This window comes from Serratia sp. CY81684 (genome assembly GCF_052166595.1).
Lineage (GTDB): Bacteria > Pseudomonadota > Gammaproteobacteria > Enterobacterales > Enterobacteriaceae > Serratia > Serratia nematodiphila.
Map to the genome: position 1 here is coordinate 520,958 of NZ_JBJNOO010000004.1, position 24,772 is coordinate 545,729.

The 24,772-nt window shown below is 59.9% G+C and carries 19 protein-coding genes; 9 read left to right on the forward strand and 10 right to left on the reverse strand.

What is annotated here, in order from left to right; genetic code table 11:
* The first annotated feature begins 133 nt into the window (after window positions 1–133).
* Complete coding sequence (gene uriH, locus ACJ8QF_RS17475) at window positions 134–1,075, forward strand: uridine-preferring nucleoside hydrolase UriH (protein ID WP_197753620.1); 942 nt, start codon at window positions 134–136, stop codon at window positions 1,073–1,075.
* A gap of 691 nt (window positions 1,076–1,766) precedes the next feature.
* Window positions 1,767–3,449, forward strand: coding sequence for a PglL family O-oligosaccharyltransferase (locus ACJ8QF_RS17480; RefSeq protein WP_049189109.1), 1,683 nt, complete (start codon window positions 1,767–1,769; stop codon window positions 3,447–3,449).
* 59 nt (window positions 3,450–3,508) lie between these two features.
* Here ACJ8QF_RS17480 and ACJ8QF_RS17485 read toward each other — a convergent pair whose 3' ends face one another.
* The 10 genes from ACJ8QF_RS17485 to csrD form a co-directional block, all read right to left on the reverse strand.
* On the reverse strand, window positions 3,509–4,273 hold the full coding sequence (locus ACJ8QF_RS17485; RefSeq protein ID WP_033631998.1) for a CDP-diacylglycerol diphosphatase: 765 nt from the start codon (window positions 4,271–4,273) through the stop codon (window positions 3,509–3,511).
* Between the two features lie 151 nt (window positions 4,274–4,424).
* A complete protein-coding gene (tldD, locus tag ACJ8QF_RS17490; protein WP_021505122.1) occupies window positions 4,425–5,870 on the reverse strand; it encodes a metalloprotease TldD in 1,446 nt (481 codons plus the stop codon).
* A 7-nt stretch (window positions 5,871–5,877) separates the two neighbouring features.
* The gene (gene nit1 / locus ACJ8QF_RS17495) at window positions 5,878–6,738 is read right to left on the reverse strand and encodes a deaminated glutathione amidase (protein WP_075684898.1); all 861 of its coding nucleotides are present in this window, start codon (window positions 6,736–6,738) and stop codon (window positions 5,878–5,880) included.
* Window positions 6,735–10,538, reverse strand: coding sequence for an AsmA2 domain-containing protein YhdP (yhdP, locus tag ACJ8QF_RS17500; RefSeq protein ID WP_442537725.1), 3,804 nt, complete (start codon window positions 10,536–10,538; stop codon window positions 6,735–6,737). Before yhdP ends, nit1 begins: the two co-directional genes overlap by 4 nt.
* An 88-nt stretch (window positions 10,539–10,626) precedes the next feature.
* Complete coding sequence (gene rng, locus ACJ8QF_RS17505) at window positions 10,627–12,096, reverse strand: ribonuclease G (protein WP_004936922.1); 1,470 nt, start codon at window positions 12,094–12,096, stop codon at window positions 10,627–10,629.
* 38 nt (window positions 12,097–12,134) lie between these two features.
* A complete protein-coding gene (locus ACJ8QF_RS17510) occupies window positions 12,135–12,719 on the reverse strand; it encodes a Maf family protein (protein WP_004936921.1) in 585 nt (194 codons plus the stop codon).
* 10 nt (window positions 12,720–12,729) lie between these two features.
* On the reverse strand, window positions 12,730–13,218 hold the full coding sequence (gene mreD / locus ACJ8QF_RS17515) for a rod shape-determining protein MreD (RefSeq protein WP_004936918.1): 489 nt from the start codon (window positions 13,216–13,218) through the stop codon (window positions 12,730–12,732).
* Window positions 13,215–14,240, reverse strand: a complete 1,026-nt coding sequence (gene mreC / locus ACJ8QF_RS17520; RefSeq protein ID WP_028127540.1) for a rod shape-determining protein MreC — start codon at window positions 14,238–14,240, stop codon at window positions 13,215–13,217. Before mreC ends, mreD begins: the two co-directional genes overlap by 4 nt.
* A 94-nt stretch (window positions 14,241–14,334) precedes the next feature.
* The gene (mreB, locus tag ACJ8QF_RS17525; protein ID WP_003855260.1) at window positions 14,335–15,378 is read right to left on the reverse strand and encodes a rod shape-determining protein MreB; all 1,044 of its coding nucleotides are present in this window, start codon (window positions 15,376–15,378) and stop codon (window positions 14,335–14,337) included.
* A gap of 413 nt (window positions 15,379–15,791) precedes the next feature.
* Window positions 15,792–17,726 carry an RNase E specificity factor CsrD gene (csrD, locus tag ACJ8QF_RS17530; RefSeq protein WP_275095213.1) on the reverse strand — a complete coding sequence of 645 codons (1,935 nt, stop codon included), beginning with the start codon at window positions 17,724–17,726 and terminating at the stop codon, window positions 15,792–15,794.
* 203 nt (window positions 17,727–17,929) lie between these two features.
* Between csrD and acuI the strand changes: the two genes are divergently transcribed.
* From acuI to ACJ8QF_RS17565, 7 genes are all read left to right on the forward strand, one after another.
* Entirely contained in the window at window positions 17,930–18,907 is a 978-nt protein-coding gene (acuI, locus tag ACJ8QF_RS17535; RefSeq protein WP_004936902.1) for an acrylyl-CoA reductase (NADPH), read from the forward strand.
* Between the two features lie 156 nt (window positions 18,908–19,063).
* Complete coding sequence (gene msrP, locus ACJ8QF_RS17540; protein ID WP_442537726.1) at window positions 19,064–20,065, forward strand: protein-methionine-sulfoxide reductase catalytic subunit MsrP; 1,002 nt, start codon at window positions 19,064–19,066, stop codon at window positions 20,063–20,065.
* The gene (gene msrQ / locus ACJ8QF_RS17545) at window positions 20,066–20,665 is read left to right on the forward strand and encodes a protein-methionine-sulfoxide reductase heme-binding subunit MsrQ (RefSeq protein ID WP_004936895.1); all 600 of its coding nucleotides are present in this window, start codon (window positions 20,066–20,068) and stop codon (window positions 20,663–20,665) included. It begins immediately after the preceding gene.
* Window positions 20,666–20,952: 287 nt separating this feature from the next.
* Window positions 20,953–21,405: a type II 3-dehydroquinate dehydratase gene (aroQ, locus tag ACJ8QF_RS17550; protein WP_004936891.1), complete on the forward strand. Its 453-nt coding sequence runs from the start codon at window positions 20,953–20,955 to the stop codon at window positions 21,403–21,405.
* A 32-nt stretch (window positions 21,406–21,437) separates the two neighbouring features.
* Complete coding sequence (gene accB / locus ACJ8QF_RS17555; protein WP_004936889.1) at window positions 21,438–21,905, forward strand: acetyl-CoA carboxylase biotin carboxyl carrier protein; 468 nt, start codon at window positions 21,438–21,440, stop codon at window positions 21,903–21,905.
* Window positions 21,906–21,917: 12 nt separating this feature from the next.
* Window positions 21,918–23,267 carry an acetyl-CoA carboxylase biotin carboxylase subunit gene (gene accC, locus ACJ8QF_RS17560; RefSeq protein ID WP_004936886.1) on the forward strand — a complete coding sequence of 450 codons (1,350 nt, stop codon included), beginning with the start codon at window positions 21,918–21,920 and terminating at the stop codon, window positions 23,265–23,267.
* A 419-nt stretch (window positions 23,268–23,686) separates the two neighbouring features.
* Entirely contained in the window at window positions 23,687–24,754 is a 1,068-nt protein-coding gene (locus tag ACJ8QF_RS17565) for a cupin domain-containing protein (protein WP_004936880.1), read from the forward strand.
* The last annotated feature ends 18 nt before the right edge of the window (window positions 24,755–24,772 follow it).

Sequence of the window (24,772 nt, forward strand, 5' to 3'; positions counted from 1 at the left end):
AGCAGGATTTACGTTTCATTACATCGTAAAAGTGGCAAGGCTTTGATGCCGTTAACAAAAGCACCATCGGCATTATCCCACGCCGTCGCGCTGCGTTATGCTGCGGAAACCTCTCCCTGCATCAGGAATAACCATGAAAAAAATCATACTGGACTGTGACCCGGGGCATGACGACGCCATCGCTCTGTTGCTGGCCTGGGGCAATCCGCAGATCGACCTGCTGGCGGTCACCACCGTGGTGGGTAACCAGACGCTGGACAAAGTGACGCGCAACGCCCTGGCGGTGGCCCGTATCGCCAATATCACCGGCGTCCCCTTCGCCGCCGGCTGCCCGCGTCCGCTGGTGCGCAATATCGAAGTGGCGCCCGACATTCACGGCGACTCAGGCCTCGATGGCCCGGTGCTGCCGGAACCCCACCTGCAGTTGGACTCACGCCACGCGGTAGACCTGATCATCGAGACCGTGATGGCCCACCCGCCGGGCAGCGTGACGCTGGTGCCGACCGGCGGCCTGACCAATATCGCCATGGCGGTGCGTAAAGAGCCGCGCATTGCCGAACGGGTCAAGGAAGTGGTGCTGATGGGCGGCGGCTATCATGTGGGCAACTGGAGCGCGGTGGCGGAGTTCAATATCAAAATCGATCCCGAGGCGGCGCACATCGTGTTCAACGAAAAATGGCCGCTCACCATGGTCGGGCTGGATCTCACCCACCAGGCGCTGGCCACGCCGGCAGTCTGCGAACGCATCGCCGCCCTCGGCACCCGGCCGGCCGCCTTCGTCGGCGAACTGCTGGCATTCTTTGGCCGTATGTACCAACAGGCGCAGGGCTTCAGCGCCCCGCCGGTGCACGATCCATGCGCGGTGGCCTATGTGATCGACCCGAGCGTCATGACGGTGCGCAAAGCGCCGGTAAATATAGAACTGACCGGCACCCTCACCTTAGGCATGACGGTGGCGGACTTCCGCGCGCCGCCGCCGCCGGATTGCCACACCCAGGTGGCGGTCAAACTGGATCAGGATAAATTCTGGGATCTGGTGGTGGATGCGCTGGAGCGGATCGGCGACGTGGAGTAAGCGCACAAGAGACGAGATTAACGCGCTTGGGCAGGCGCGTTAGTCCGTATTCTGCCGCGGCAACGGGAGGCTCAAGCCATAATCTCTTTTATTTCCAATGCAGCAGAACAATCCTAACAATAAGTCATTTTATAAAAATTAAAAAAACAGATAAAGACAAGAAGAATCTTAATAAAAATAAAACCATAAAAATCACATTAAATTTAAAAATCAGCAATGGAAAACGATGAAATAAATCTCCGCCGTCACGCCGCCGCTGACGAAATAAATTAAACAATAATATACCTATTTTATTCTTCACATTGACTACCGACATAGGCCATCGCCGAGATACCTCACGATATTCACACACGTCAAGACAACGCTCAATCAACTGATTTTAATAAACAAAAATAATGTTCAATTAAAAATTGACTGAATCACAATAGATTTGAGAAAATAGCGCATCTATTTTTGTAAACAACAAAAATGCCTTTTACGGGTGAAAAATACGGCTTAACCTTTCTTTAGGCACACGGCCTCGCGCATTCTCAGGGTAAACATTATTTAGCGCTTCACCATGAAGACGGATTAAATTTCCCATGAGACATTTTCGAATTGAACATTACATGCATTTCAACATCAGGATAAAGGATAGGGAATAATCAAAACATGCATTTAATAAACGCTATCAAGCCATGGCAGGTTAACCATGGCCGATAAATCTCCCGCTAACGCAGCGACCATCGCCGTGCTGCCCCTGCTGCTGATCTGGATGGCAGTGATCCTGCCGGTCTATCACCCCAACATGGGCGGCGGCGGTCTGGCGCTGCCGCAAAACATTCTGGCCTGGGGCGTCATGGCGCTCACTACGCTGATCGTGACGTTTACCGTTTGCCTGGGTCGCATCCGCCTTTCGCTGACCCCCACCGCCCGGCGGTTGCTGCTCGGCATCGCCGTGCTGGCGCTGCCGCTGCTGTATACCCGCCCCGAGTGGCGCGAAGACGCCCTGTGGCGCTGCGCCGGTTTGCTCGGCGGTTGGCTGTTCTATGTCGCCTGCCTGCAGCTGCGCCTAACCCCCAGGCAGCGCGAGTTGCTGCTGTACGGTCTGCTGTTCGCCATCGGCATTCAGGCGTTGCTGGCGGCGCTGCAGCTGTTCGCCCCCACGCTGGCCTGGGTAGCCCCTAACGGAAGCCGGGTCTACGGCGTCTTTCAGCAGCCGAACGTGCTGGGCAGCTTTATTGCCACCGGGCTGGCTTTGGCGCTCTGGCTGCTGCTGGCTCCCTTCACTGCGCCGACGCGGCGGCGGCAAATCCCGCTGCTCGCGCTGCTGGCCGTTTTCTCCGCCCTGCTGGTGCTGATCCAGTCGCGCGCCGCCTGGCTTGGCGGCGCCTTGGCGGCGGTTTTGCTGCTGTGTCGTTTTGCCCGCCGGCGCCCGGCCGCGAGCCGCTGGGCCGGCGGCGCGCTGCTGCTGGGCGTGACGATAGGTACCACGGTGTTGTTCACCGGTTTCGGCCTGGATGGCCGCGCGGGTCTGATCGGTCGGGAGCTGTCCAATAGCGCTCGCCTCACCATGCTGCATGACGTCGGCGCCATGATCCTGGCCAAGCCGCTGCTGGGCTGGGGTTACGGCGGTTTTGAATACAGCTTCGCGCACTTTCGCCTGCAGGAAATGCCCTGGCGAGAAGTGTTGGAAGTCGCCGGGCATCCGCACAATGAAGTCCTGCTGTGGTGGGTTGAGGGTGGCCTGCCGGCGCTGGCAGGTATCGCTATCGTCCTTGCCGCCGGCGTACGGCTGCTGAAAAGCGCCTGGCAACGGGATCGAGAACAGCCGAATGGTGCGCGCGTCGGCTTGTTCCTGGTGCTGCTGCCGATGCTGATACACACCCAGCTGGAATACCCTTTCTATCTGTCTGCGCCGCACTGGCTGGCGTTTCTGCTGCTGCTGGCGTTGCTGGACGGCCAAACCGGCGAGCCCCGCCCGCTGCCGTTCGCCAAAGCCCTGAGCCTGCCGGTGGCGCTTGCGGCGCTCGGCGTGCTGGTGATGGCGGTCTTCGCCTGGCAAGGGCGCATGGCGCTCACCCAGTCGGAGCGCACTATGCTGGCCAACATCGACAGCATCGAGCAGATGCCGTCGCCGGCCGCCTGGATCTACCGGGAGCGCAAAACCTTCGACGAGCAATCTCACGCGCTGCTGGTCTACAACCAGACGCGTGATGATGCCCTGTTGACCGGCTATCGGCAGTGGGCCAATGCCTATCTGCAGCGCCGTATCGACGCCAACGTCTACGCCACGCTGATCATGATCTTGCGCTATCAGGGGGATCAGGCACAAGCCGACGCTCGCCTGCGGGAAGCCGCTTTCCTGTTTACGCGGGATGCGCGGTTTAGGTAGGGACAACAAGGTGAGAGCGATGCCTCGTCGCTCTCACCTCCGTCATTTATGTAGCAAAATTAACGCGGCAATATCGCGCACTCTTTATCCAGCAGCGACTCTACCGACGCGCGATTGCCGACGTCCCAGCCGCGCTTCGAGGCCAGCAAGATAAACCCTTGCCGGCCGGCAAACGTCGTCGGAACGACGACCACGCCATATTCCGCCAGCTGCGGCGGCGACAGATGGAAATAATCCGCCAAATCCTTAATCGGGTAGATGCCCATCACGGCTGGCTGCATCACGCGGCGAGCATAATAGGTGTGGCGCAACAACTTATCCGGCAAAGGCCGCCATTGTTCCTGTATGTAGGGGCGTTCCGCCTGCAATTGGCGCCGCACGTCCTCGCGCAGGCAGGTCAGGTGAATGTGCAACTGGTTTTGGCTGCGGCCGTAAGCGGAGTTGATCGCCATGCCCAACATATCATCCGGCACCGGCCCGCCATACTCGGCGGCCAGCCGGTAACGCATCAGCCAGGCATAGCCAAAATAGTCCGTCCGTTCTCCAACCAGCAGCTGCGGACTTTCAATGCCGGAGAGCGGCGCCGTCGGCACCAGGATAAAGTGATAAGGGTAACGTGGGTTCTGCAGCACGCTAAAGCCCTGCGCTTTCCCCTGCGGCATATAAATCTGCTCGCACGGGGCCGGATTGCGTTTTTGCTGATAGTTGGCCATGCAGAGTTTATCGACCACGCCCCACAGCGCATCGGAACGGGCGCAGCCCGTCAGGGACAGAACGCCCAGCACCAGCAGCCAACGCCGGGCGGATAATGCCAGGCGCGTCATTCTTGTCGTGCTCTGTTTTTTCGCCACGTCAATTTCATTCCATTATGTCGTGCAGGCTACGGCGTCCTGCCGCGCTTAGCGTTACGAATGCGAGAAAGGCCGCGAAATGGAGCATGGTTGAGGGGCCAACGCGTGGCCCCTTGAGGAAAGATTACGCCGTGCCGCCGACGGTTAACGTATCCAGTTTCAGCGTCGGTTGGCCGACGCCTACCGGCACGCTCTGGCCTTCCTTGCCGCACACGCCCACGCCTTTATCGAGCGCCAGATCGTTGCCGACCATCGAGATCTGCTGCATCGCCTCGATGCCGGAGCCGATCAGCGTCGCCCCTTTCACCGGTTTGGTGATGCGTCCCTTCTCGATCAGGTAGGCTTCGGTGGTGGAGAACACGAACTTGCCGGAGGTGATGTCCACCTGACCGCCGCCAAAGTTCGGCGCGTACAGACCGTACTCGACGCTGGCGATGATCTCTTCCGGCGTCGATTGGCCCGCCAGCATGTAGGTGTTGGTCATACGCGGCATCGGCAGATGCGCATAGGACTCACGGCGGCCGTTGCCGGTCGGGGCGACGCCCATCAGCCGCGCGTTGAGCTTGTCCTGCATGTAGCCTTTCAGCACCCCGTTTTCAATCAGCACGTTGTACTGGCCCGGCACGCCTTCGTCGTCGATCGCCAGCGAGCCGCGGCGCCCTTGCAGGGTGCCGTCATCCACTACGGTGCACAGTTCGGAAGCCACCAGCTCACCCATATGGCCGCTGAATACCGAGGTGCCGCGCCGGTTGAAGTCGCCTTCCAGGCCGTGGCCCACCGCTTCGTGCAGCAGCACGCCCGGCCAGCCGGCGCCCAGCACGACCGGCATATTGCCGGCCGGCGCCGCCACCGCGCCGAGGTTGACCAGCGCCATGCGCACCGCTTCTTTGGCATAGGCATCGGCGCGCACGTCGCCGTCGACGGTTTCCAGGAAGTAGTCATAGCCGAAACGGCCGCCGCCGCCGCTGGAGCCGCGCTCACGCTTGCCGTCCTGCTCCACCAGCACGCTGACGGAAAGGCGCACCAGCGGGCGAACGTCCGCCGCCAGCGTGCCGTCGGTGGCGGCCACCAACACCTGCTCGTAAACGCCGGTGATGCTGGCGTTCACTTCCTGCACCCGCGCATCGGCGGCGCGCGCCACCTTGTCGACGCGGTGCAGCAGAGCGATTTTCTCTTCGCGCGGCAGGCTTTGCAGCGGATCGAGCAGCGGATACAGCGCCCGGTAACCGATCTCGCCCAGGGTATGCGCCCGCCCGTCGCCCTGCTCGCGCACGATGCTGCGCGCCGCCTGGGCGCTCTGCTGCAGCGCATTCAGGGTGATCTGATCGGCATAGGCGAAGCCGGTCTTCTCACCGCTGACGGCGCGCACGCCGACGCCCTGGTCGATATTGTAAGAGCCATCCTTGATGATGCCGTCCTCGATCACCCAGGCTTCGTGATAGCTGGACTGGAAATAGAGATCGGCGTAGTCGATACGGCGTTCTGCCAGTTGACCCAGTACCCTGTACAGGTCTTGATGACTCAGCTTGTTGGTAGCGAGTAACTGCTCACTGACAAACGTCAAGCTCATAATGGTTTCACTCTTGATTGGAGGATAGCTTGTCAGACGGCGCCGTCAGCGACGTCTGGAATCGGTTGTGCTGCAGCACCGGCATCTGCGCACGAATATTTTTCAGGCTTGCGGTGTCCACGCGCACCTTCAGCGCCGCCACGGCGTCCGGGTTCTCGGCCAGCACCTTGCCCCAACCGTCAACAGCCAGCGTGTGGCCCCAGGTGCGACGGGTCGGCCCGTGGCGCCCCACCTGCGCCGGCGCCAGGATCATGCACTGGTTTTCGATCGCCCGGGCGCGCAGCAGGATTTCCCAATGCGCCTCACCGGTGACCCGGGTAAACGCCGCCGGCACCGAAATCAGTTCGGCGCCCTGCGCCCGCAACGCCTGGAACAGCGCGGGGAAGCGCAGATCGTAGCATATGGTCATGCCCAAGCGCCCGACCGGCGTATCCACCACCGTCAGGTGCTGCCCGTGCTGGTAGGTATCCGACTCGCGGTAGTGGCCGTGCGCATCGTTGATATCCACATCGAACATGTGCAGTTTGTCATAGCGGGCGCGGATCTCGCCCTGCTCGTCGAACAACAGGCTGCTGGTGGTGATAAGTTCCGGGTTTTCGCGGCTGATCAAGGGCATCGAGCCCACCAGCAACCACACCCCATAGCGGCGCGCCAGCTCGCGCACCGCGTTCTGCAGCGGGCCATCGCCCTGTTTTTCCGCCTGTTGGCGGTAGGCCGCGGAGTTGGCGAACAGCAGCGCGTTCTCCGGCGTCATGACCAGTTTTACCCCGGCATTGAGCTGCTTGATCTGCTGTTCAATCTGGGCCAGGTTATCGCGTACCTGATCGCCACTGCACAACTGCAACAACGCAACGTTAGCATTCCTCATGACGCCTTATCCTCCTTTGCCTTACGAAGTACCTCATTGATCTTCGGCTGGTCGAGATCGCCGCCGATATGGTAGCGAATCAGCGAAATCTTGCTCCACAGCGGCCCCAGCACCTGCGAGGCGGCAAATACCGCCGCGCCGACGATCGGGTTGACGACAAACGCCGTGGCCACGCCGACGGTCGCCGAAATCGCCGGCGCCACCACCGCCTCCATATCGATGCGGCGGCGCGCCAGATCGATCTGGCCGCTCATGGCGATGTCCGCCGCCAGGCCGTCGATCAATAGATTATCAGTATGCATTATGCCATCTTTCAGCCAGGCGGTGCTGCGGATGGAATCAAAGTAGAAACCTTTGCCGAAGGTATCGCTGAAATCGAACTGCAGCTTGCGCAGCAGGGCGTCGAAGCTGACCAGCCGCAGCAGCTGACCGGCGCGGCCGCCGCCCATGCTGTCGATCTCGCCCTTGCCCATCTTGACCTGCAGCGCGCCGCTTAACGTATTGACCTGCGGCTGCCACGGCGCGCCGTGCCAGTACAGATCGAAGTCCACGTCGTAAGGCGCCCCCTTCAGCGGAATAGTGATGCCGAAGAAGGCGGCGGTTTCATCGATCTTGCCGCCGAGCAGTTTGCCTTTCAGCGAGCTGCGCTCTTCCTGCGCGTTTTGTTTCCACAGGCCGGTGGCGCTCATACGCCCTTTACCGGTATCGACCAGACCGTGATCCAGCGTCAGGGTATCCCCCCGATTAGTCAGATCCGCCTCGACCTTGCCGAGGTTCTGCCCCAGTACCCAGCACGACTTGCAGCGCAGCATCAGCGAAGGCCAGTCGCGGAAGGAAACTTTCTCGGTCGACGGCGACGGTGCGCCCGCCGCGTTTTTCGTCTCGGCGAACTGTGGGTTGTAATACAGGTAGTTGATATCGGCGCGCCACGGCCCGCGATCGGCCACCCGCAGGCTGCCGTCCACTTCGTCGCTCTTGGCGCTCACCAGGGTAGCGCCAAGCTGTTTTTCGGCCGATAGCGTCAGCTTATGCCAGGCCTGGCCGCCCAACAGCAGCTGCGGCGTAGTCAGCGCCACGGTGGTAGGGAAGCTGAAACCGCCCACCTGACCGCTGCCGCCGCCCTGTTTCAGTGCCGGCGCCAGCAGCGCCAGCCACTGCTCACCGTCCAGCGCCGGCAGATTCAGCGTCATCGACTTGCCGGCCGGCAGCGGCGGCGTGCCGCCACCATTGGTTTGCCAAGCGGCGCGCGCCAGATTCACCTGTTTTTTATCGAAGTTCCATTCGCTGTTGAAGCGGTTCTGTTTGCCCGCGCTGCCGGTCAACATGAAACCGTTCAGACCGCCTTTGACCTTGACGTTCACCGGCAGTGCCTCGCCCGGTGCCTTGTCCAGCGGTGAAGGTAAGTGACTGCTCACTTTCTTCAAATCCGCGTCAATGCCGATATCATAGCTGGCCGAGCCCTGATGCGGCAGCGTGATGGCCACCTGGCTCTGCCAGGGCGCGCTGCCGCTGAGCGCATCAGCGGCCTCTTTTGGCAGGCCGGGGAACTTGCCCGGCTGCCAGTCGCCCTTCAGGCCGACATTGATCTTGTAATCGCGATCGCCTTCCTGCGTGGAAAAGTTGACCGTCACCGGCTGCCCGAACCAATTGGCCGACAGGGGGTCGCTCTGCAGGTTGCCGTTGTCGAAGCGGAACTTGCCGCTGAGCTTTTGCAGTTCGCTGTCCAGCGGCTTTATCAGCAACGAATTGTTGTTCAGCGCCACTTCGCCGGTGGCTCTGACCTGCTCGCCGTCCAGGGGAATATCAAGATGTAAGCGCCCACTGACATCACCGCCAATCTGCAGCTGCTCCAGCGCCGCCCCGAGCGAATCGTGCAACGGCGTCTGCATGAAGTAGTCATGCACGTCGCTGCCCGCACCCGCGACTTCGGCGTCGATCAGCAGCCGCTCTTTCAGGTAATCCGGGATCACCGCGCTGATATTTTTACCCGCCACCTTACCCAATCGGGTTTGCGGCGCATGCATCCACAATCCCTCGTTGGCGAAATCGAGATCGATCGCCAAATCGGTCAGCGCCGGCCAGCCCGGTTGGAACTGGAAGGTGGCGTGACGTAGCGGTACGAAAACTTCAAACTGCCCTTCGTTTTTACGATACGGGAAGTGCTGCGGATCGCCGGAATAAATCAGCGTGGCGTTATCCACCTGGCCGCCCTGAATGGCGCCGCTCAGGTAGTCCACCAGATGCTTGCCCATCAACGGTTCCGGGAAATAGCGCCAGGCGTCGGCGCCGTCATACAGGCGGATGCCCGCCAGGATGTTCAGCCACGGATCGCCCTTGGCCGGCTGCTGATAACGGAAATCACCGTTGACCCACAGCGACTTCGCCTTGACGTCCAGCCCCTGACTCGCCAGCTCCCACCCTTGATCGTTGTAACGCCAGGTCAGCGCGCCGCGCGCGCTGTTGATTTCAAGCGGAGCGCGGAACATGTCGCCGTAAGGCAGGGTGCTGTCGGTGAGCCCCAGCGTCAGGCGGCCGTTCTCCACCCCGCCGCTCAGCGCACCGGAGAAGTGGTTGACGCCGGGCAGCAGTTCCCAACGCTGCCAGCTGACATCACGCCACAGCGCCTGAAAACGGCTCTTTTCCGGCTGCTTGAGCGGGATGTCCAGCGCCAGCGCTGCCACCTGCCCCTGCGGCTGCAGATCGTTCCAGCGCTCGAGCACGTCCGGGCTGAGGAACGAGAAGGTCGGCAGCAGCGCCGACAGACGCTCCAGCTGAATATCAGTCGCGCGCACCCGCAGCTCTTCGTTCTGCGCCGGCCCCATGAATTCGGTGTTTTCCGGCAGCCACAGGGCGGAAAGCGCGCCCTGCGGCCAGGCCTGGCCGTCGGTGCTCAACCGCAGTTGCGGCACGTCGAGCTGCCAACCGGTGCCCTGGCGGCGCAGCGACAGCGCCAGATTATCCACGTCCAGCCGGTGCTGCGCGGCGCCGGTGTCCCAGTTGGCCGCCCCCTGCTTGAGCAACGCATGGCCGCCGGCGATCTGGCCGTTCTGCACCTGCAGCCAGGCAGCCAGGCTGAAGTCGGCGCTTTCCAGCCCGGTGTTGGCGCGCAGCCAGCGGGTAAACCAGGGTTTCATGTCGATGTTATCGGCCTGCAGGTAGACCGTGCCGGTATCCAGCAGGCCTTGATTGTCACGCAGGTCCATGCGCAGCTGCACCACGCCGTGCTGGCCATTCAGCGTCGACAGGCTGATCTGCCCCTCGGCGCGGTGGCGATCGCGGCCGTTGAGCCAGGTCAGCTGGGGAATGTCGAATTCGGCGCGCGCGCCGGCGGGCGTCAGGAATGAAATACGACTGTCGCGCAGATCGAAATGGTCGAGCTGGCGCAGCATCAAATCGCTGATTTTACCGGGTTCAAGGCCATCGCCCTGCCGATCGCCGCCCAGCGTGGCGTTCAAATCAAGCCGGAATTGATAGAAGGTCAGATCGCGGAACTGCCAGCGCCAGTGCAACAGCGACTGCCACACATCCAGCGCCAGCGTCACGCGCTCGATATGCACATCGCTTTTGGGCAGCGTAACGCTCAGGTTACGCACTTCAAGCTGCGGGCCGAAGGTTTCCCAACTGCCCTGTAGGAAATCCATCTGCACGGGCACGCCGGACAGCTTCTCCACCTGCGCCAGCAGTTGGGGACGGTAGTCGTTCAGCTTCGGCAGCATCAGGCGCAGCCCGCTGATCAGCAGCGCCACAATCACGATTAGGGTGGCGCCTGTTGCTAACAGAATCCCAGGCAGTCGCCTCACGCAGTTCTCCTTGCTCCGCTGCCTGGCAACGGGAATATCTATGCACTGACGGGCCCGGCGTGCCGGGCCCCTACCGATGTCGGGCGGGCTACATCATGACGACGTCGAACTGCTCCTGGCTGTACAACGGTTCGATCTGCACCTTCACCTGTTTGCCGACGAAAATCTCCACTTCGGCCAGCGCATGCGACTCTTCGCTCTTCAGCGCTTCGCCGACCGCCGCAGAGGCGTACACCAGGAAGCGATCGGAATCGTAAGCGTGATGCACGCGCACAATCTCGCGCAGGATCTCGTAGCACACGGTTTCCACCGTTTTCACGGTGCCGCGCCCATTGCAAGTAGGACAATCGTGACAGAGCACATGTTCAATGCTTTCACGCGTTCGTTTACGCGTCATTTCAACTAAGCCTAGCTGAGAGAAGCCGTTGATCGTGGTTTTTACCCGATCTTTACTCAACGCCTGCTCCAGCGAGTGCAGCACCCGGCGGCGATGCTCTTCGTTGTTCATATCGATAAAGTCGATGATGATGATGCCGCCCAGATTGCGCAGCCGCAGCTGGCGCGCAATGGCCTGCGTCGCCTCGATGTTGGTATTGAAGATGGTTTCGTCGAGGTTGCGGTGGCCGACGAAGGCGCCGGTGTTGATGTCGACCGTGGTCATCGCCTCGGTCTGATCGATGATCAGATAGCCGCCGGACTTCAGTTCCACCTTGCGCTCCAGCGCACGCTGGATCTCGTTTTCCACGTCGTACAGATCGAAAATCGGCTGGCTGCCGGTATAGAGTTCGAGCTTGTTGGTGATGTCCGGGATGTACTCGCCGGTGAACTCCACCAGCAGATCGTGCGTCAGCCGCGAATCGACGCGGATGCGATCCAGCGCCGCGCCGGCGAAATCGCGCAAGATGCGCTGCGCCAACGCCAGCTCGCCGTACAGCTTGTATTTGGTCTGGTTGCGCTTCTTGCGCTCCATCACCTTGGTCCACAGGCGTTTGAGGAATGCGGCGTCCTGCGCCAGCTCTTCTTCGCCGATGCCTTCCGCCGCGGTGCGGATGATAAAGCCGCCCAGCTCGTCGCAGTGCGGCGCCACGATCGCCTTCAGGCGCTCGCGCTCGGCTTCGCTGTCGATGCGCTGCGACACGCCGACGTGCGCCGCACCCGGCATGAAGACCAGATAACGCGAAGGCAGCGTGATATCGGTGGTCAGACGCGCGCCCTTGGTGCCAAGCGGATCTTTCACCACCTGCACCATCAGGTCTTGCCCCTGGCGCACCAGCTCGGCGATGTCGCGCACGTGGAAGTTTTTCCGCTCATCGCCGGCGACGCATTCGGTATGCGGCATGATGTCAGAGGCGTGCAGGAAGGCGGCCTTATCGAGGCCGATGTCGACGAACGCCGCCTGCATGCCCGGCAGGACGCGGCTGACGCGCCCTTTATAGATATTGCCGACGATGCCGCGTTTGGATTCGCGTTCGATATGGATCTCTTGCAGAATGCCGCCATCGATATAGGCGACCCGCGTTTCAGACGGTGTGATATTAACCAGTAGCTCAGCTGTCATGCCTTCTCCTCAGAGCCGGTCGATAATGGCAGCGCCCATCAACCGGTTCTTACATCACGTAATGCGACAAAATTACTGAGCAGCTCATGTGTTTCGACCAGCGGCAGACCGACCACTGCGTGATAACTCCCGGTTATCGTTCTGACGAAACAACCACCCTTTCCTTGAATTCCATAGGCGCCCGCCTTATCCATCGGTTCGCCCGTAGCAATATAGTCGCGGATATCCTGTTGTGACAGGCTGCGGAACGTCACGTCGGTCACCACCAGCTGGCAACGCACGTCGTGGCGATCGGCGATCGCCACTGCCGTCATCACCTGATGCTGCTTGCCGGACAGGGCCGCCAGCATGTCCGCCGCATGGGCTTCGTCGCGCGGCTTCTCCAGCACCCGGCCGTTGAGCACCACGATGGTGTCGGCGCCCAGCACCGGCCGATCTTCCTGCGCCAGCGCCACGCCCGCTTTGGCCTTGTCCTGCGCCAGGCGTCGCACATAGGCTTCTGCGGCTTCGCCTTCCCGGCGCTGCTCTTCGGTATGCGTCAGCAGAATGTCGAACGACACGCCCAGCAGGGTCAGCAGTTCACGTCGACGTGGGGAGCCGGAGGCCAGATAAAGCGAAGTCATTGATATACCCTTACTGTACGGCGAACTGACGGCGGATTTTGCGCATCAACAGGAATAACCACGGCCACAAAATGCCGTTTACCACACTACTCCAGAACACCTCTGGGCGGAAAGAGACGTTGATCACTAAAAACTCAGCCCAGAACACCACCACGTCCATCGACAGCGACAGCAGCACGACGATAAGCGCCTGTTGCCACAGCGCCATATTGCGGAACAGTTGGAATTTGAACGCCACCAGATAGGCGATGATGCCCAGCGCCAGCGCGCGCACGCCCAGCGTGGAACCGAGGATCAGATCCATGATCAGCCCCAGCACGAAGCCGGTGCCGACGTTGACCCGATGTGGCAAAGCCATCACCCAGTAGATCAGGATCAGCACCAGCCAGGAAGGCCGGAACATGTAGATCTGCTCCGGCCACGGCATGATTTGCAGCACCAACGCCACCAGGAACGACAGCCAGATTATCCAGCGCCCGTGGCTGCGGTAGCTGTTCATTGCACCACCCCCGCCGCCGCGGGCTGAACCTGAGGCTGAGCAGAGGCCGGTGCCGTGGTTTGCGGCGCCACCCCGGTGGCCGGAGCCGGCAGCTGTGGCCCGACGGAACCGGCAGGCGGCAGCACCTGCGGCATCATCTGCATCAGGCGTTCATTGGCCACGCGGTGCACTTCGTCCGGCGGCAGCGGCATGTCGCCGTTGCGATCGGCGCCCCACAGCAACAACAGGTAACGCAAGCGCTGCAGACCGGCGGTCGGCCGCGCCTGAATCACGGTGTAAGCACGCTGGTTGTCGACCTTGACCGAGGAGACCACCGCCACCGGATACCCTTCCGGGAAGCGGCCGCCGAGGCCGGAGGTGACCAGTACGTCGCCAACGCGGATGTCGGTGTTGTTCGGCAGATGCTCCAGTTGCAGATCGTCGGCGCAGCCGCTGCCCGCGGCGATCACCCGAATATCGTTGCGCAGCACCTGGATCGGCAGCGCATGCGAGGCGTCGCAGATCAGCAGCACGCGGCTGGTGACTTTCGCCACCGCCACCACCTGACCGACCACGCCCTTGTCGCTGATCACCGGCTGGCCTTCATAGACGCCGTTGTCCGACCCTTTGTCGATCACCACCTGATCGCTATACGGATCGGAACCGGTGGAGATCACCTGGGTGACCATCTTGTGTTCGTCCTGACGCAGCGGAGAACCCAGCAGCTCGCGCAAGCGGGCGTTTTCCTGCTTGAATTGGCCAAGAAGAAGAATATCGCTGTTTTTCAGCAGCAGTTCCTGCCGCAGAGCGCGGTTTTCCAGCTCCAGCTGTTGGCGGGTGGCCAGCGTCTCTGACACGCTGTCCAAAACTTTACGCGGCCCGTTGGCCAGAAAATAGAAAGGGCTGACTGCGGTGTCCATGTAGTTGCGTATCTTCACGAACGTGCCGAGCCGGCTGTCGGCAACGATCAGGCCAATGGCCGCAATCACCGCCAAAAAAAGTCGCAGTTGCAGGGAAGGCCCCCTGCTAAAAATCGGCTTCATAAATTATGCGAGTTCCTCGACAACAGAAAGAGGAACCGTACCCGATTCTCGCTGTGCGCATTCATCCGATACGATTCCTCCTTCCAGGGGCTGACTATTCTTCGCTGAACAAATCGCCGCCGTGCATGTCGATCATTTCCAACGCCTTGCCGCCGCCGCGCGCCACGCAGGTCAGCGGATCTTCCGCCACTACGACCGGGATGCCGGTTTCTTCCATCAGCAGGCGATCGAGGTTGCGCAGCAGCGCGCCGCCGCCGGTCAAGACCATGCCGCGTTCGGAAATGTCGGAGGCCAATTCTGGCGGGCACTGCTCCAGCGCCACCATCACCGCGCTGACGATACCGGTCAGCGGCTCTTGCAGGGCTTCGAGGATTTCATTGGAGTTCAGGGTAAAGCCGCGCGGTACGCCTTCGGCCAGGTTACGGCCGCGCACTTCGATTTCGCGCACTTCGTCGCCCGGATAGGCAGAACCGATTTCGTGCTTGATGCGCTCGGCGGTCGCTTCGCCGATCAGCGAGCCGTAGTTGCGGCGCACATAATTGATGATGGCTTCATCGAAGCGGTCGCCGCCGATGCGCACGGAAGAGGAGTACACCACGCCGTTCAGCGAGATCACCGCCACTTCAGTGGTACCGCCACCGATATCCACCACCATGGAGCCGGTCGCTTCGGAGACCGGCAGACCTGCGCCGATCGCCGCCGCCATCGGCTCTTCAATCAGGAACACTTCGCGCGCGCCGGCCCCTTGGGCGGACTCGCGGATAGCGCGGCGTTCAACCTGGGTCGCGCCGACCGGCACACAGACCAGCACGCGCGGGCTTGGGCGCATGAAGCTGTTGCTGTGAACCTGTTTGATAAAGTGCTGCAACATTTTTTCGGTCACGAAGAAGTCGGCGATCACGCCGTCTTTCATCGGGCGAATAGCCGCGATGTTGCCGGGGGTGCGGCCCAGCATCTGTTTGGCGTCATGACCGACGGCCGCAACGCTCTTTGGGGAGCCGGCACGATCCTGACGAATGGCAACCACCGAAGGTTCATTCAGTACGATGCCTTGCCCTTTAACATAAATCAGGGTATTGGCGGTACCCAAGTCGATGGACAAGTCGTTGGAAAACATGCCACGAAATTTCTTAAACATAACGAAAGGATAATCCTGCAAGCTGGGGGCGGAAAATAAAATCCGCCTACTTTACCAACCACACGAAGCAGCGACAAGGCGCAAAAACGTTCTACTTCGGTGAAAAATAGTCTGTATTGTTTCTGCTCGAATGCACGGAAATTGGATGAGGCCTGAATTCCCTGAACAAAGGCTCAGTTTACCACCCTGTCAACGCACGAAACGGCGTAACACAGCTCATAAAATCTAACATATTCCCTGATTGCCGCCGATGGTAAGCACCTACCAACGTCAACCAGATAAAGGCAGACAAGAGCCTATCTCAAATAGGCGTCGTTGTCGCAGGCAGATTGGAGAAAACTCCAAAATGACGGGTGACATGGCCCAGATGGATCCGGCGCTCATTCTACGTCAATTTTTGTCCGTCAATCAGCTTAAACGCGATAACGACGTGAATATTTTTTACGCCCCGCGTCGATCGGTTCCGGCGACGCGAAAAAGTCGCCCTGCCCGCCATGGATCCCACGCTCTTTCAGCGTCTGCCATTCGTTGCGCGTACGTACGCTGGCAGCGAACACCTGCGCGCGCGTGCCCGCGCAGGCGCCGGTCAGGCTCTGCACGAACAGCTGGTTTTCGTCCCGCTTATCGATGCTCCGCACCAACCCCGGGTGGAGCTTGACGATCTCCACCTGCAACGACTTGATATAGGACGTACTGACCACGGTTAACCCCGCTTTGGACACCGCCAGGCGGCAACCCAGACCTGACAACAGCCTCAGCACCGGACGCAAACGGTCGATATGTTGACACACATCTGCCTCCGCAAGTTCAATCAGAATTCGTCGACGCTGACTTTTTTCGCACTGCAACAGCGTATCGCGTAGCCAGCGCTGGAAAGAACGCTGCAAAATCGAGTCCACGCACAGCGGGAACGCCAGCGTTTCTTCAGGCCACTGCGCCAGCAACGGGATGATGCGGCTCACCTGTTGGCGATCGTAACTCTCCGCCAACCCCAATTGCTCCACCAACGGCATATATTCCGCCGGCAGCAATTCCTGGGTGCCGTCATAAATTCGGCTCATGATCTCACGGTGGTGCACCTCGCCTTCCACGGTCACCGCCGGTTTCTGATACAGCCGCGGGCCGCCGCGCGCCAGCACCTGTTCCAGCAGCGTGCGCCACTTGACGCTGCCGCGCCCCTTTTCCGGCACCTGGCTGTCGTACACATACCACCCGTTTTCGCCCTGCAGCGTAGCGTGGCGCGTCGCCTGCTCCGCATAGTCGATCACCTGCTCGGTGGTTTGACCGCTGCGGTACGCCACGATGCCGATGTGCAGGAAGGCCTCGCGATCGATCAGTGCCGTGGAAGGCAAGGCATCGATGGCGTTGACCAGCTGTGAAGCGATGCCGTCGGCCTCCTTCAGGGTTCGATGCGGCAACAGCACGGTAAAATCGCTGTGGAAGTAGCGCGCCAGCAGCGCCGACGGGTAGCGCATCACGAAGGTAGACAGCAGGTTGACCAGCGAATACATCAGTTCTTGCACCGCCACGCTGCCGTGCGTCTCGCGCAGGGTCTCGAAATCGGGCAGCCGCACCATCATCACGATGCCGTGCGAGCCTTCATCTTCCAGCTGAGTGGTCAATTGGTTATCGAAGAACAGGCGATTATTCAGCCCGGTTTTGGCGTCCTGCGCGGCGAAGGCACGGATCAGCGTATCGACCCGGCTGCGCTCTTCCCGCGCTTCCGCCAGATCGGCCAGCAGGCGGTCGAGCGCGCCGCTGACGTTGGCCGGCCACTCACGCACGTCGCCCTGCATGACGTTTTCACGCTCGCCGTTCAGAATGCGCCGCGCGCGGCGTTCCAGACGATCTTCGCCGTCGGCCTGCTCACGCAGCCAGCGCAGGCTGAACAGCAAAATCACCACCATGACGACGATCGACAGCGTGACGGCGGCGGTGGATTGCAACGTGCGCACATCGCTGGCGAAGGGATCGAGGTAGGTGATTTGCAGCATACTGCCCGGATGCTGCAACAGGGGGCGCGAGACCTGACGATAGCCGTTCAGCGCATCCCAGGGCTCTTTTTTCGCCGTCGGCAATTTATAGTCGAGGAGCTTGCTGGCGCCGGCCTCTACGCGAACTGACACGATGCCGAGCGTGCGCATGACGATGGGCAACCATTTCTCCTGCTCCTGCGGCGGCTCGCTCAGCATGGCTTGATCGAGAGTGGTAACCAGCGAATCCAAGCGGCGCTCCTGGCGATCCTGGGTAACGTAAAAGAAGCTGTATGAGCATCCCATCAGCATCAAAAACATCGCCAGTGCGACCAACAGAGTGATCAATGCAGAGAGTTTGGTGGTAAATCGCATCCCTGTGCCTTGTCCGCTATGGTTAAGTGAGTGTGCCCCTGTAGCCAAAAGGGGCTGTCCAACCCTAACAAGCCTTGCCGAGGAATAAAACCTGCAAGCGCCGTTTTTGTCCTTTATCAGGACTTGGGCCGCTTATTATGCATATAGTCAAATAAATGTGATTCAGCCATTGATAGAAAAGTGTAAACGAGAGGAAGAGTGACATGCGTGCACTGTTATTGGAACAACAAGACGACCAAACTCTGGCTCATATCAAAGATATCGGCAGCGATCGGTTGCCGGAAGGCGATGTCACCGTCGACATCAACTGGTCCAGCCTAAATTACAAGGATGCGCTGGCGATCACCGGCAAAGGCAAGATCGTGCGCAACTTCCCAATGGTGCCGGGCATCGATTTCGCCGGCACCGTGCGCCACAGCCGCGACGATCGTTTCAAAGAGGGGCAAAGCGTGGTGCTCACCGGCTGGGGCGTGGGCGAACACCACTGGGGCGGCCTGGCCGAGCAGGCGCGCGTCTCCGGTGAGTGGCTGGTGCCGCTGCCGAACGGGCTGGATGAGCGCAAGGCGATGATCATCGGCACCGCCGGCTTTACCGCCATGCTGTGCGTGATGGCGCTGGAGGAAGGCGGCGTGCACCCGGACGACGGCGATATCCTGGTCACCGGCGCCAGCGGCGGCGTGGGCAGCACCGCCATCGCCCTGCTGGCGGCGCTGGGTTACCGGGTGACCGCCATCAGCGGCCGCGACAGCAATACCGAGTACCTGAAAGCGCTCGGCGCCAAAGAGGTGATGTCGCGCGATGGCTATATCGACACGCCGCGTCCGCTGGAGAAACAGCTGTGGGCCGGCGCAGTGGACACCGTCGGCGACAAACTGCTGGCGCGGGTGCTGGCACAGATGAACTATAACGGCACCGTCGCCGCCTGCGGCCTGGCGGGCGGTTATCAGTTGCCGACCACTGTGATGCCGTTCATTCTGCGCAACGTGCGCCTGCAGGGCGTGGATTCGGTGCATACGCCGCTGCATCGCCGCCAAACCGCCTGGGAACGGCTGGCCGGCATTCTGCCGGACAGCTTCTATCAGCAAGCCACGCACGAAATCGCCCTCGAGCAGGCGCCGGCCACCGCCGCTGCGCTGCTGAACAACCAAATCACCGGCCGCACCCTGGTGAAAATCCGCTGACCTTCTCCCCTCGGCGACGGGGGGAGTTCCCGCTTCTGCGAAATTTCATATTTTCCCGCGCCCCCTCGCTTCCGGCCGGCTTTAGCGCCATGCTTATTTCATGGAGACCCGTTTGCCGCTTACAGGCGGCGGGAATCAGTCGCGGAGAACATAAGCATGAACAAACACCCGAAATTGACCGAGGCCGACGTCACGCCGGAGAGCGTGTTCCACCAGCGGCGCAAGGTGCTGCAGGCGCTCGGCATCAGCGCCGCTACGCTGGCGCTGCCTACCGGCGCACGGGCGGACCTGCTGTCGTGGTTCAAGGGCAACGATCGCCCCAAGGCGCCGCCGGGCAAAGCGCTGGCCTTCAGCAAACCGGCCGCCTGGCAGGCGCAGCTGGCGATGACGCCGGAAGACAAGGTGACCGGCTACAACAACTTCTATGAGTTCGGCCTCGACAAAGCCGATCCGGCCGCCAACGCCGGCGGGCTGAAAACCGAAGGCTGGAAAGTGCGCATCGACGGCGAAGTGGCGAAACCGATAACGCTGGATATCGACGATCTGATGAAGCGTTTCCCGCTGGAGCAGCGCATTTACCGCATGCGCTGCGTCGAGGCCTGGTCGATGGTGGTGCCGTGGATCGGTTTCGAGCTGGGCAAGCTTCTCAAGCTGGCCGAACCGAACAGCAACGCGCGTTACGCAGCCTTCCAGACGCTGTACGATCCGGAGCAGATGCCCGGCCAGAAAGATCGCTTTATCGGCGGCGGCCTGAAATATCCCTACGTCGAAGGGCTGCGGCTGGACGAGGCGATGCATCCGCTGGCGCTGTTGACCGTCGGCGTGTACGGCAAAACCCTGCCGCCGCAAAACGGCGCGCCGCTGCGACTGATCACGCCGTGGAAATACGGCTTCAAAGGCATCAAATCGATCGTGCATATCCGCTTGGTGCGCGATCAGCCGCCGACCACCTGGAACCAATCCGCGCCGAACGAGTACGGTTTTTACGCCAACGTGAATCCGCACGTCGATCATCCGCGCTGGTCGCAGGCCACCGAGCGCTTCATCGGCTCCGGCGGCATTCTCGACGTCAAACGCCAACCGACGCTGCTGTTCAACGGCTATGCCGATCAGGTGGCGTCGCTGTATCGCGGCATGGATCTGCGGGAGAATTTCTAAGTGCGCCTGACGCCTGTTCATATCAAATGGCTGAAAGCAGCCCTGCATCTGGCGGCGTTTTTGCCCTTTTTGTGGCTGGTACTGGCGGTGGATCAAGGCTGGTTCAGCGCCGATCCGTCCAAGGACATCCAGCATTTTACCGGCAGGATGACGCTGAAACTGCTGCTGGCCACGCTGATGATCGCCCCGCTGGCGCGCTACGCCCGCCAGCCGCTGCTGATCCGCTGCCGTCGTCTGGTGGGGCTGTGGTGTTTTGCCTGGGGCACGCTGCACCTGATAAGCTACTCCACGCTGGAGCTGGGGCTGAGCAATCTCGGCCTGCTGGGCAGCGAGCTGGTGAACCGCCCTTATCTGACGCTCGGCATCCTCACCTGGCTGATCCTGTTGGCGCTGGCGGCCACCTCGACGCTGTGGGCGATGCGCAAACTGGGCGCCAAATGGCAAACGTTGCACAACTTCGTCTATCTGGCGGCGATCCTCGCCCCCATCCACTACCTGTGGTCGGTCAAAACCTTTTCCCCCCAGCCGTTCATTTACGCGCTGCTGGCGGTGGCGCTGTTGGGCCTGCGCTACAAGAAATTCCGCGCCTGGTGGCGCTGAATCGCGCGGCGGCGCGCGTGATTGTCGTTGAAAAACGCACGCCGCCGGCGGGAACTTTTTCTGTGTTCCAGCGCTCATATTCCTGTCACGGAACCCCGAGTTGGTCGATTTGGGGTTGAATATCTTCGCTGATAAGACCAGTATTTAGCTGCGAATTGCTACGATATCGTTATAATGCCCGACCTTGTTTCTGTTCTCAGGGTGAATTTGCCCCTTAACAGGTGACAAATCGGTAACATCGGGTTATTTTCTACGATGATGGTTTTATTGCCGGAGATACCAGCACAATGGCGGATAAGTTTCACATTTTGCTTCTGAACGGCCCCAATCTCAATCTGCTGGGGACGCGTGAGCCGGAGAAGTACGGCAGCACGACGCTGACAGAGATTGTTAACGGATTGGAAAACCAGGCATCCGCATTGGATATTACCCTGAGCCATCTGCAGTCCAACGCCGAGCATCAGCTGATCGATCGCATCCATCAGGCGCGCGGCAACACCGATTTCATTCTGATAAACCCGGCGGCGTTCACGCACACCAGCGTGGCGTTGCGCGATGCGTTGCTGGCGGTGCAGATCCCGTTCATCGAGATCCACCTGTCCAACGTGCACGCCCGCGAACCTTTCCGCCATCACTCTTATCTCTCAGACGTAGCGGTAGGCGTGATTTGCGGCCTCGGCGCGGATGGCTACGCTTTCGCTTTACAGGCAGCGGTTAACCGTCTGTCGAAAACCCACTAATTGCTCCACAAAAAGAGTACGGAATCACACTCATGGATATTCGTAAAATCAAGAAACTGATCGAACTGGTTGAAGAATCAGGCATTTCTGAACTGGAAATCTCTGAAGGCGAAGAATCGGTTCGCATCAGCCGTGCCGCACCGGCGCAGGCTTATCCCGTCATGCAGCAGGCTTACGCGATGCCGGCACAGCAGCAGCCAGCCCTGGCTACCGCCGTTGCCACCGCGCCTGCGGCAGAAACCCCTGCAGCACCGGCGGCCGTGAGTGGCCACGTCGTTCGTTCCCCAATGGTAGGCACCTTCTACCGCACCCCAAGCCCGGACGCGAAAGCCTTCGTGGAAGTGGGCCAGAAAGTGAACGCCGGCGATACCCTGTGCATCGTTGAAGCCATGAAAATGATGAACCAGATCGAAGCGGACAAGTCCGGCGTCGTGAAAGCCATCCTGGTGGAAAACGGCCAGCCGGTCGAATATGACGAGCCGCTGGTCGTCATCGAATAACGAGGCGCCCCCATGCTTGATAAAATTGTTATCGCCAACCGCGGCGAGATCGCGCTTCGCATCCTGCGTGCCTGTAAAGAACTGGGCATCAAGACCGTTGCGGTTCACTCCGCGGCCGACCGCGATCTGAAACACGTGCTGCTGGCCGACGAGACCGTCTGCATCGGTCCTGCGCCATCGGTAAAAAGCTACCTGAACATCCCGGCCATCATCTCGGCGGCGGAAATCACCGGCGCGGTGGCGATCCACCCGGGCTACGGCTTCCTGTCCGAGAACGCCGACTTCGCCGAGCAGGTTGAACGCTCCGGTTTCATCTTCATCGGCCCGAAAGCCGAAACCATCCGCCTGATGGGCGACAAGGTTTCCGCGATCAACGCCATGAAAAAAGCCGGCGTGCCATGCGTGCCGGGCTCCGACGGCCCGCTGACCGACGACATGGATAAAAACCGTGCCTTCGCCAAGCGCATCGGTTATCCGGTGATCATCAAGGCCTCCGGCGGCGGCGGCGGTCGCGGCATGCGCGTGGTGCGCAGCGACAAAGACCTTGAGCAGTCCATCAACATGACGAAAGCGGAAGCCAAAGCGGCTTTCAACAACGACATGGTGTACATGGAAAAATACCTGGAGAATCCGCGTCACATCGAGATTCAGGTATTGGCCGACGGCCAGGGCAACGCCATCTATCTGGCCGAGCGCGACTGCTCCATGCAGCGCCGCCACCAGAAAGTGGTCGAAGAAGCGCCGGCGCCGGGCATCACCAGCGAAATGCGCCGCTACATCGGCGAGCGCTGCTCGAAAGCCTGCGTGGAAATCGGCTACCGCGGTGCGGGCACCTTCGAGTTCCTGTATGAAAACGGCGAGTTCTATTTCATCGAAATGAACACCCGTATTCAGGTAGAGCACCCGGTTACCGAAATGATCACCGGCGTGGATCTGATCAAAGAGCAGCTGCGCATCGCTGCCGGTCAGCCGCTGTCGATCAAACAGGAAGAAGTGAAGATCCACGGCCACGCGGTAGAATGCCGCATCAACGCCGAAGATCCGAACACCTTCCTGCCGAGCCCGGGCAAGATCACCCGCTTCCACGCGCCAGGCGGTTTCGGCGTGCGTTGGGAATCTCATATCTACGCCGGTTATACCGTACCGCCGTACTATGACTCCATGATCGGCAAACTGATCACCTTCGGCGAAAACCGTGACGTGGCGATCGCCCGCATGAAAAACGCCCTGGCTGAACTGATCATCGACGGCATCAAAACCAACGTTGAGCTGCAGCAGAAGATCATGAACGACGAAAACTTCCAGCACGGTGGCACCAACATCCACTATCTGGAGAAGAAGCTGGGTCTGCAGGAAACCTAAGGCAGCCACGCAGCATCGTCTGACGAAAGGCCGGTTAATCACCGGCCTTTTTCTTTTCTCGCGCCCGCCTGATTTTTTCGTTCAACCGCGCAAAATAGAATCAAATCTTCACAGATAACTTTCTCTTCACATTTATCCAGCCCGCCACCCACATCACCACATAAAACATAACAAACTGTTTTTAAACAAAAAATATTTAACTCATAGCTTACAAATAAATATTAGCAAGGGAAAAACTCAATCCATCGCATTTTTACACGCTACAAGCTTTAACAAAATTAACGTATTAATTACAAAGCTTGACCCCGATCACATCCGCTCGGTGATAGCCCGTGCTATTGTCGCCGTCGATCGAATGCAGCGCGCTCTTTTTCTCTTTTTATTTATCCTTTTTATTGACTTAGATGAGTAATGTCTTAATGAGCCATGTAACTGAATACGACCGTAAGCCCGTGTTTTCCCTGTACCACCGTGCTGACATGGAAACCATAAAAAGCATTAAGGAAAACGGGATTGAGAAGCTTTTGGGCGAAGTGAAGAATTTCCGCGCCAATGAGGAAATGAACCGCTTTATTCCCGAACAGGCACGCCTGGCAGTAAGCTGGGTGCGTCTGGCGAAAAACGAAAAGCTGGATGTGCATGTTCATCCAATATCTTCGCTGTATATCATTTGTGAAGGGGAAGCGATCCTGCTGGGAGACGGCGTTGACCGCCGGGCCGTTCCAGGCGATGTCATCTGCATTCCGCCAGGCGCGGATCACGGCTTCATCGGCGCGGGCGACAACGGCTACTGGGGGCTGTCAATCCAGTTTGAGGAGCGCGGGCTCTATGAAGATCCCAGCAAGCCGCTGGTGACTTTCGATCAAGATCCCTACGCTTACTACCATCAGCTTAAAGCGCATAACGCCCGCTACATCGAGCGCTACCAGGACAACCCGATCTTTACCGCATTCGCCAAGGATAAAACGTTCTCCGAGGCGAAAAAATCCTTGTTCCTGGACTACCTGCAGATCCTGTCCGATCAGTTCCAAAAAATGGTGCTGCTGCGTAGCGCACTGTGTGAAGACGTTCGCTTCTCGCGTTTCTTCAGTGAACATCTGAAAGAAGAATTCGGCCATGACGAGGTGCTGCGCAACAGTCGCGACAACCTCCAGGTTCGCGAAGACGCGATCTTTGAAGCACTGTGCATCTGGTTCAACCACCAGATGATCACGCTGGATAATCTGGAACAGGCTATCCTGGTGCACTTTGTCATCGAAGGTTCGGCTTTCGTGTTCTATAACAACATCAAACACGTGTTCGATCCGAGCAAACAGAACCATTTCGAGGATCACTCCGAATTCGATGGCGATCATCAAGAAGTGGATAAAGCGTTCTTCAAGGGGATGACCGAAGAACAATTCCAGCGTGTCAAAGCCGTACTCGATAAAGGGTGGAGTATGGTTGAGAAGCAGTATGCAAGACTGGCCGAACTGATCGAAGCATAAGCCGGGCAGGTCATCAGG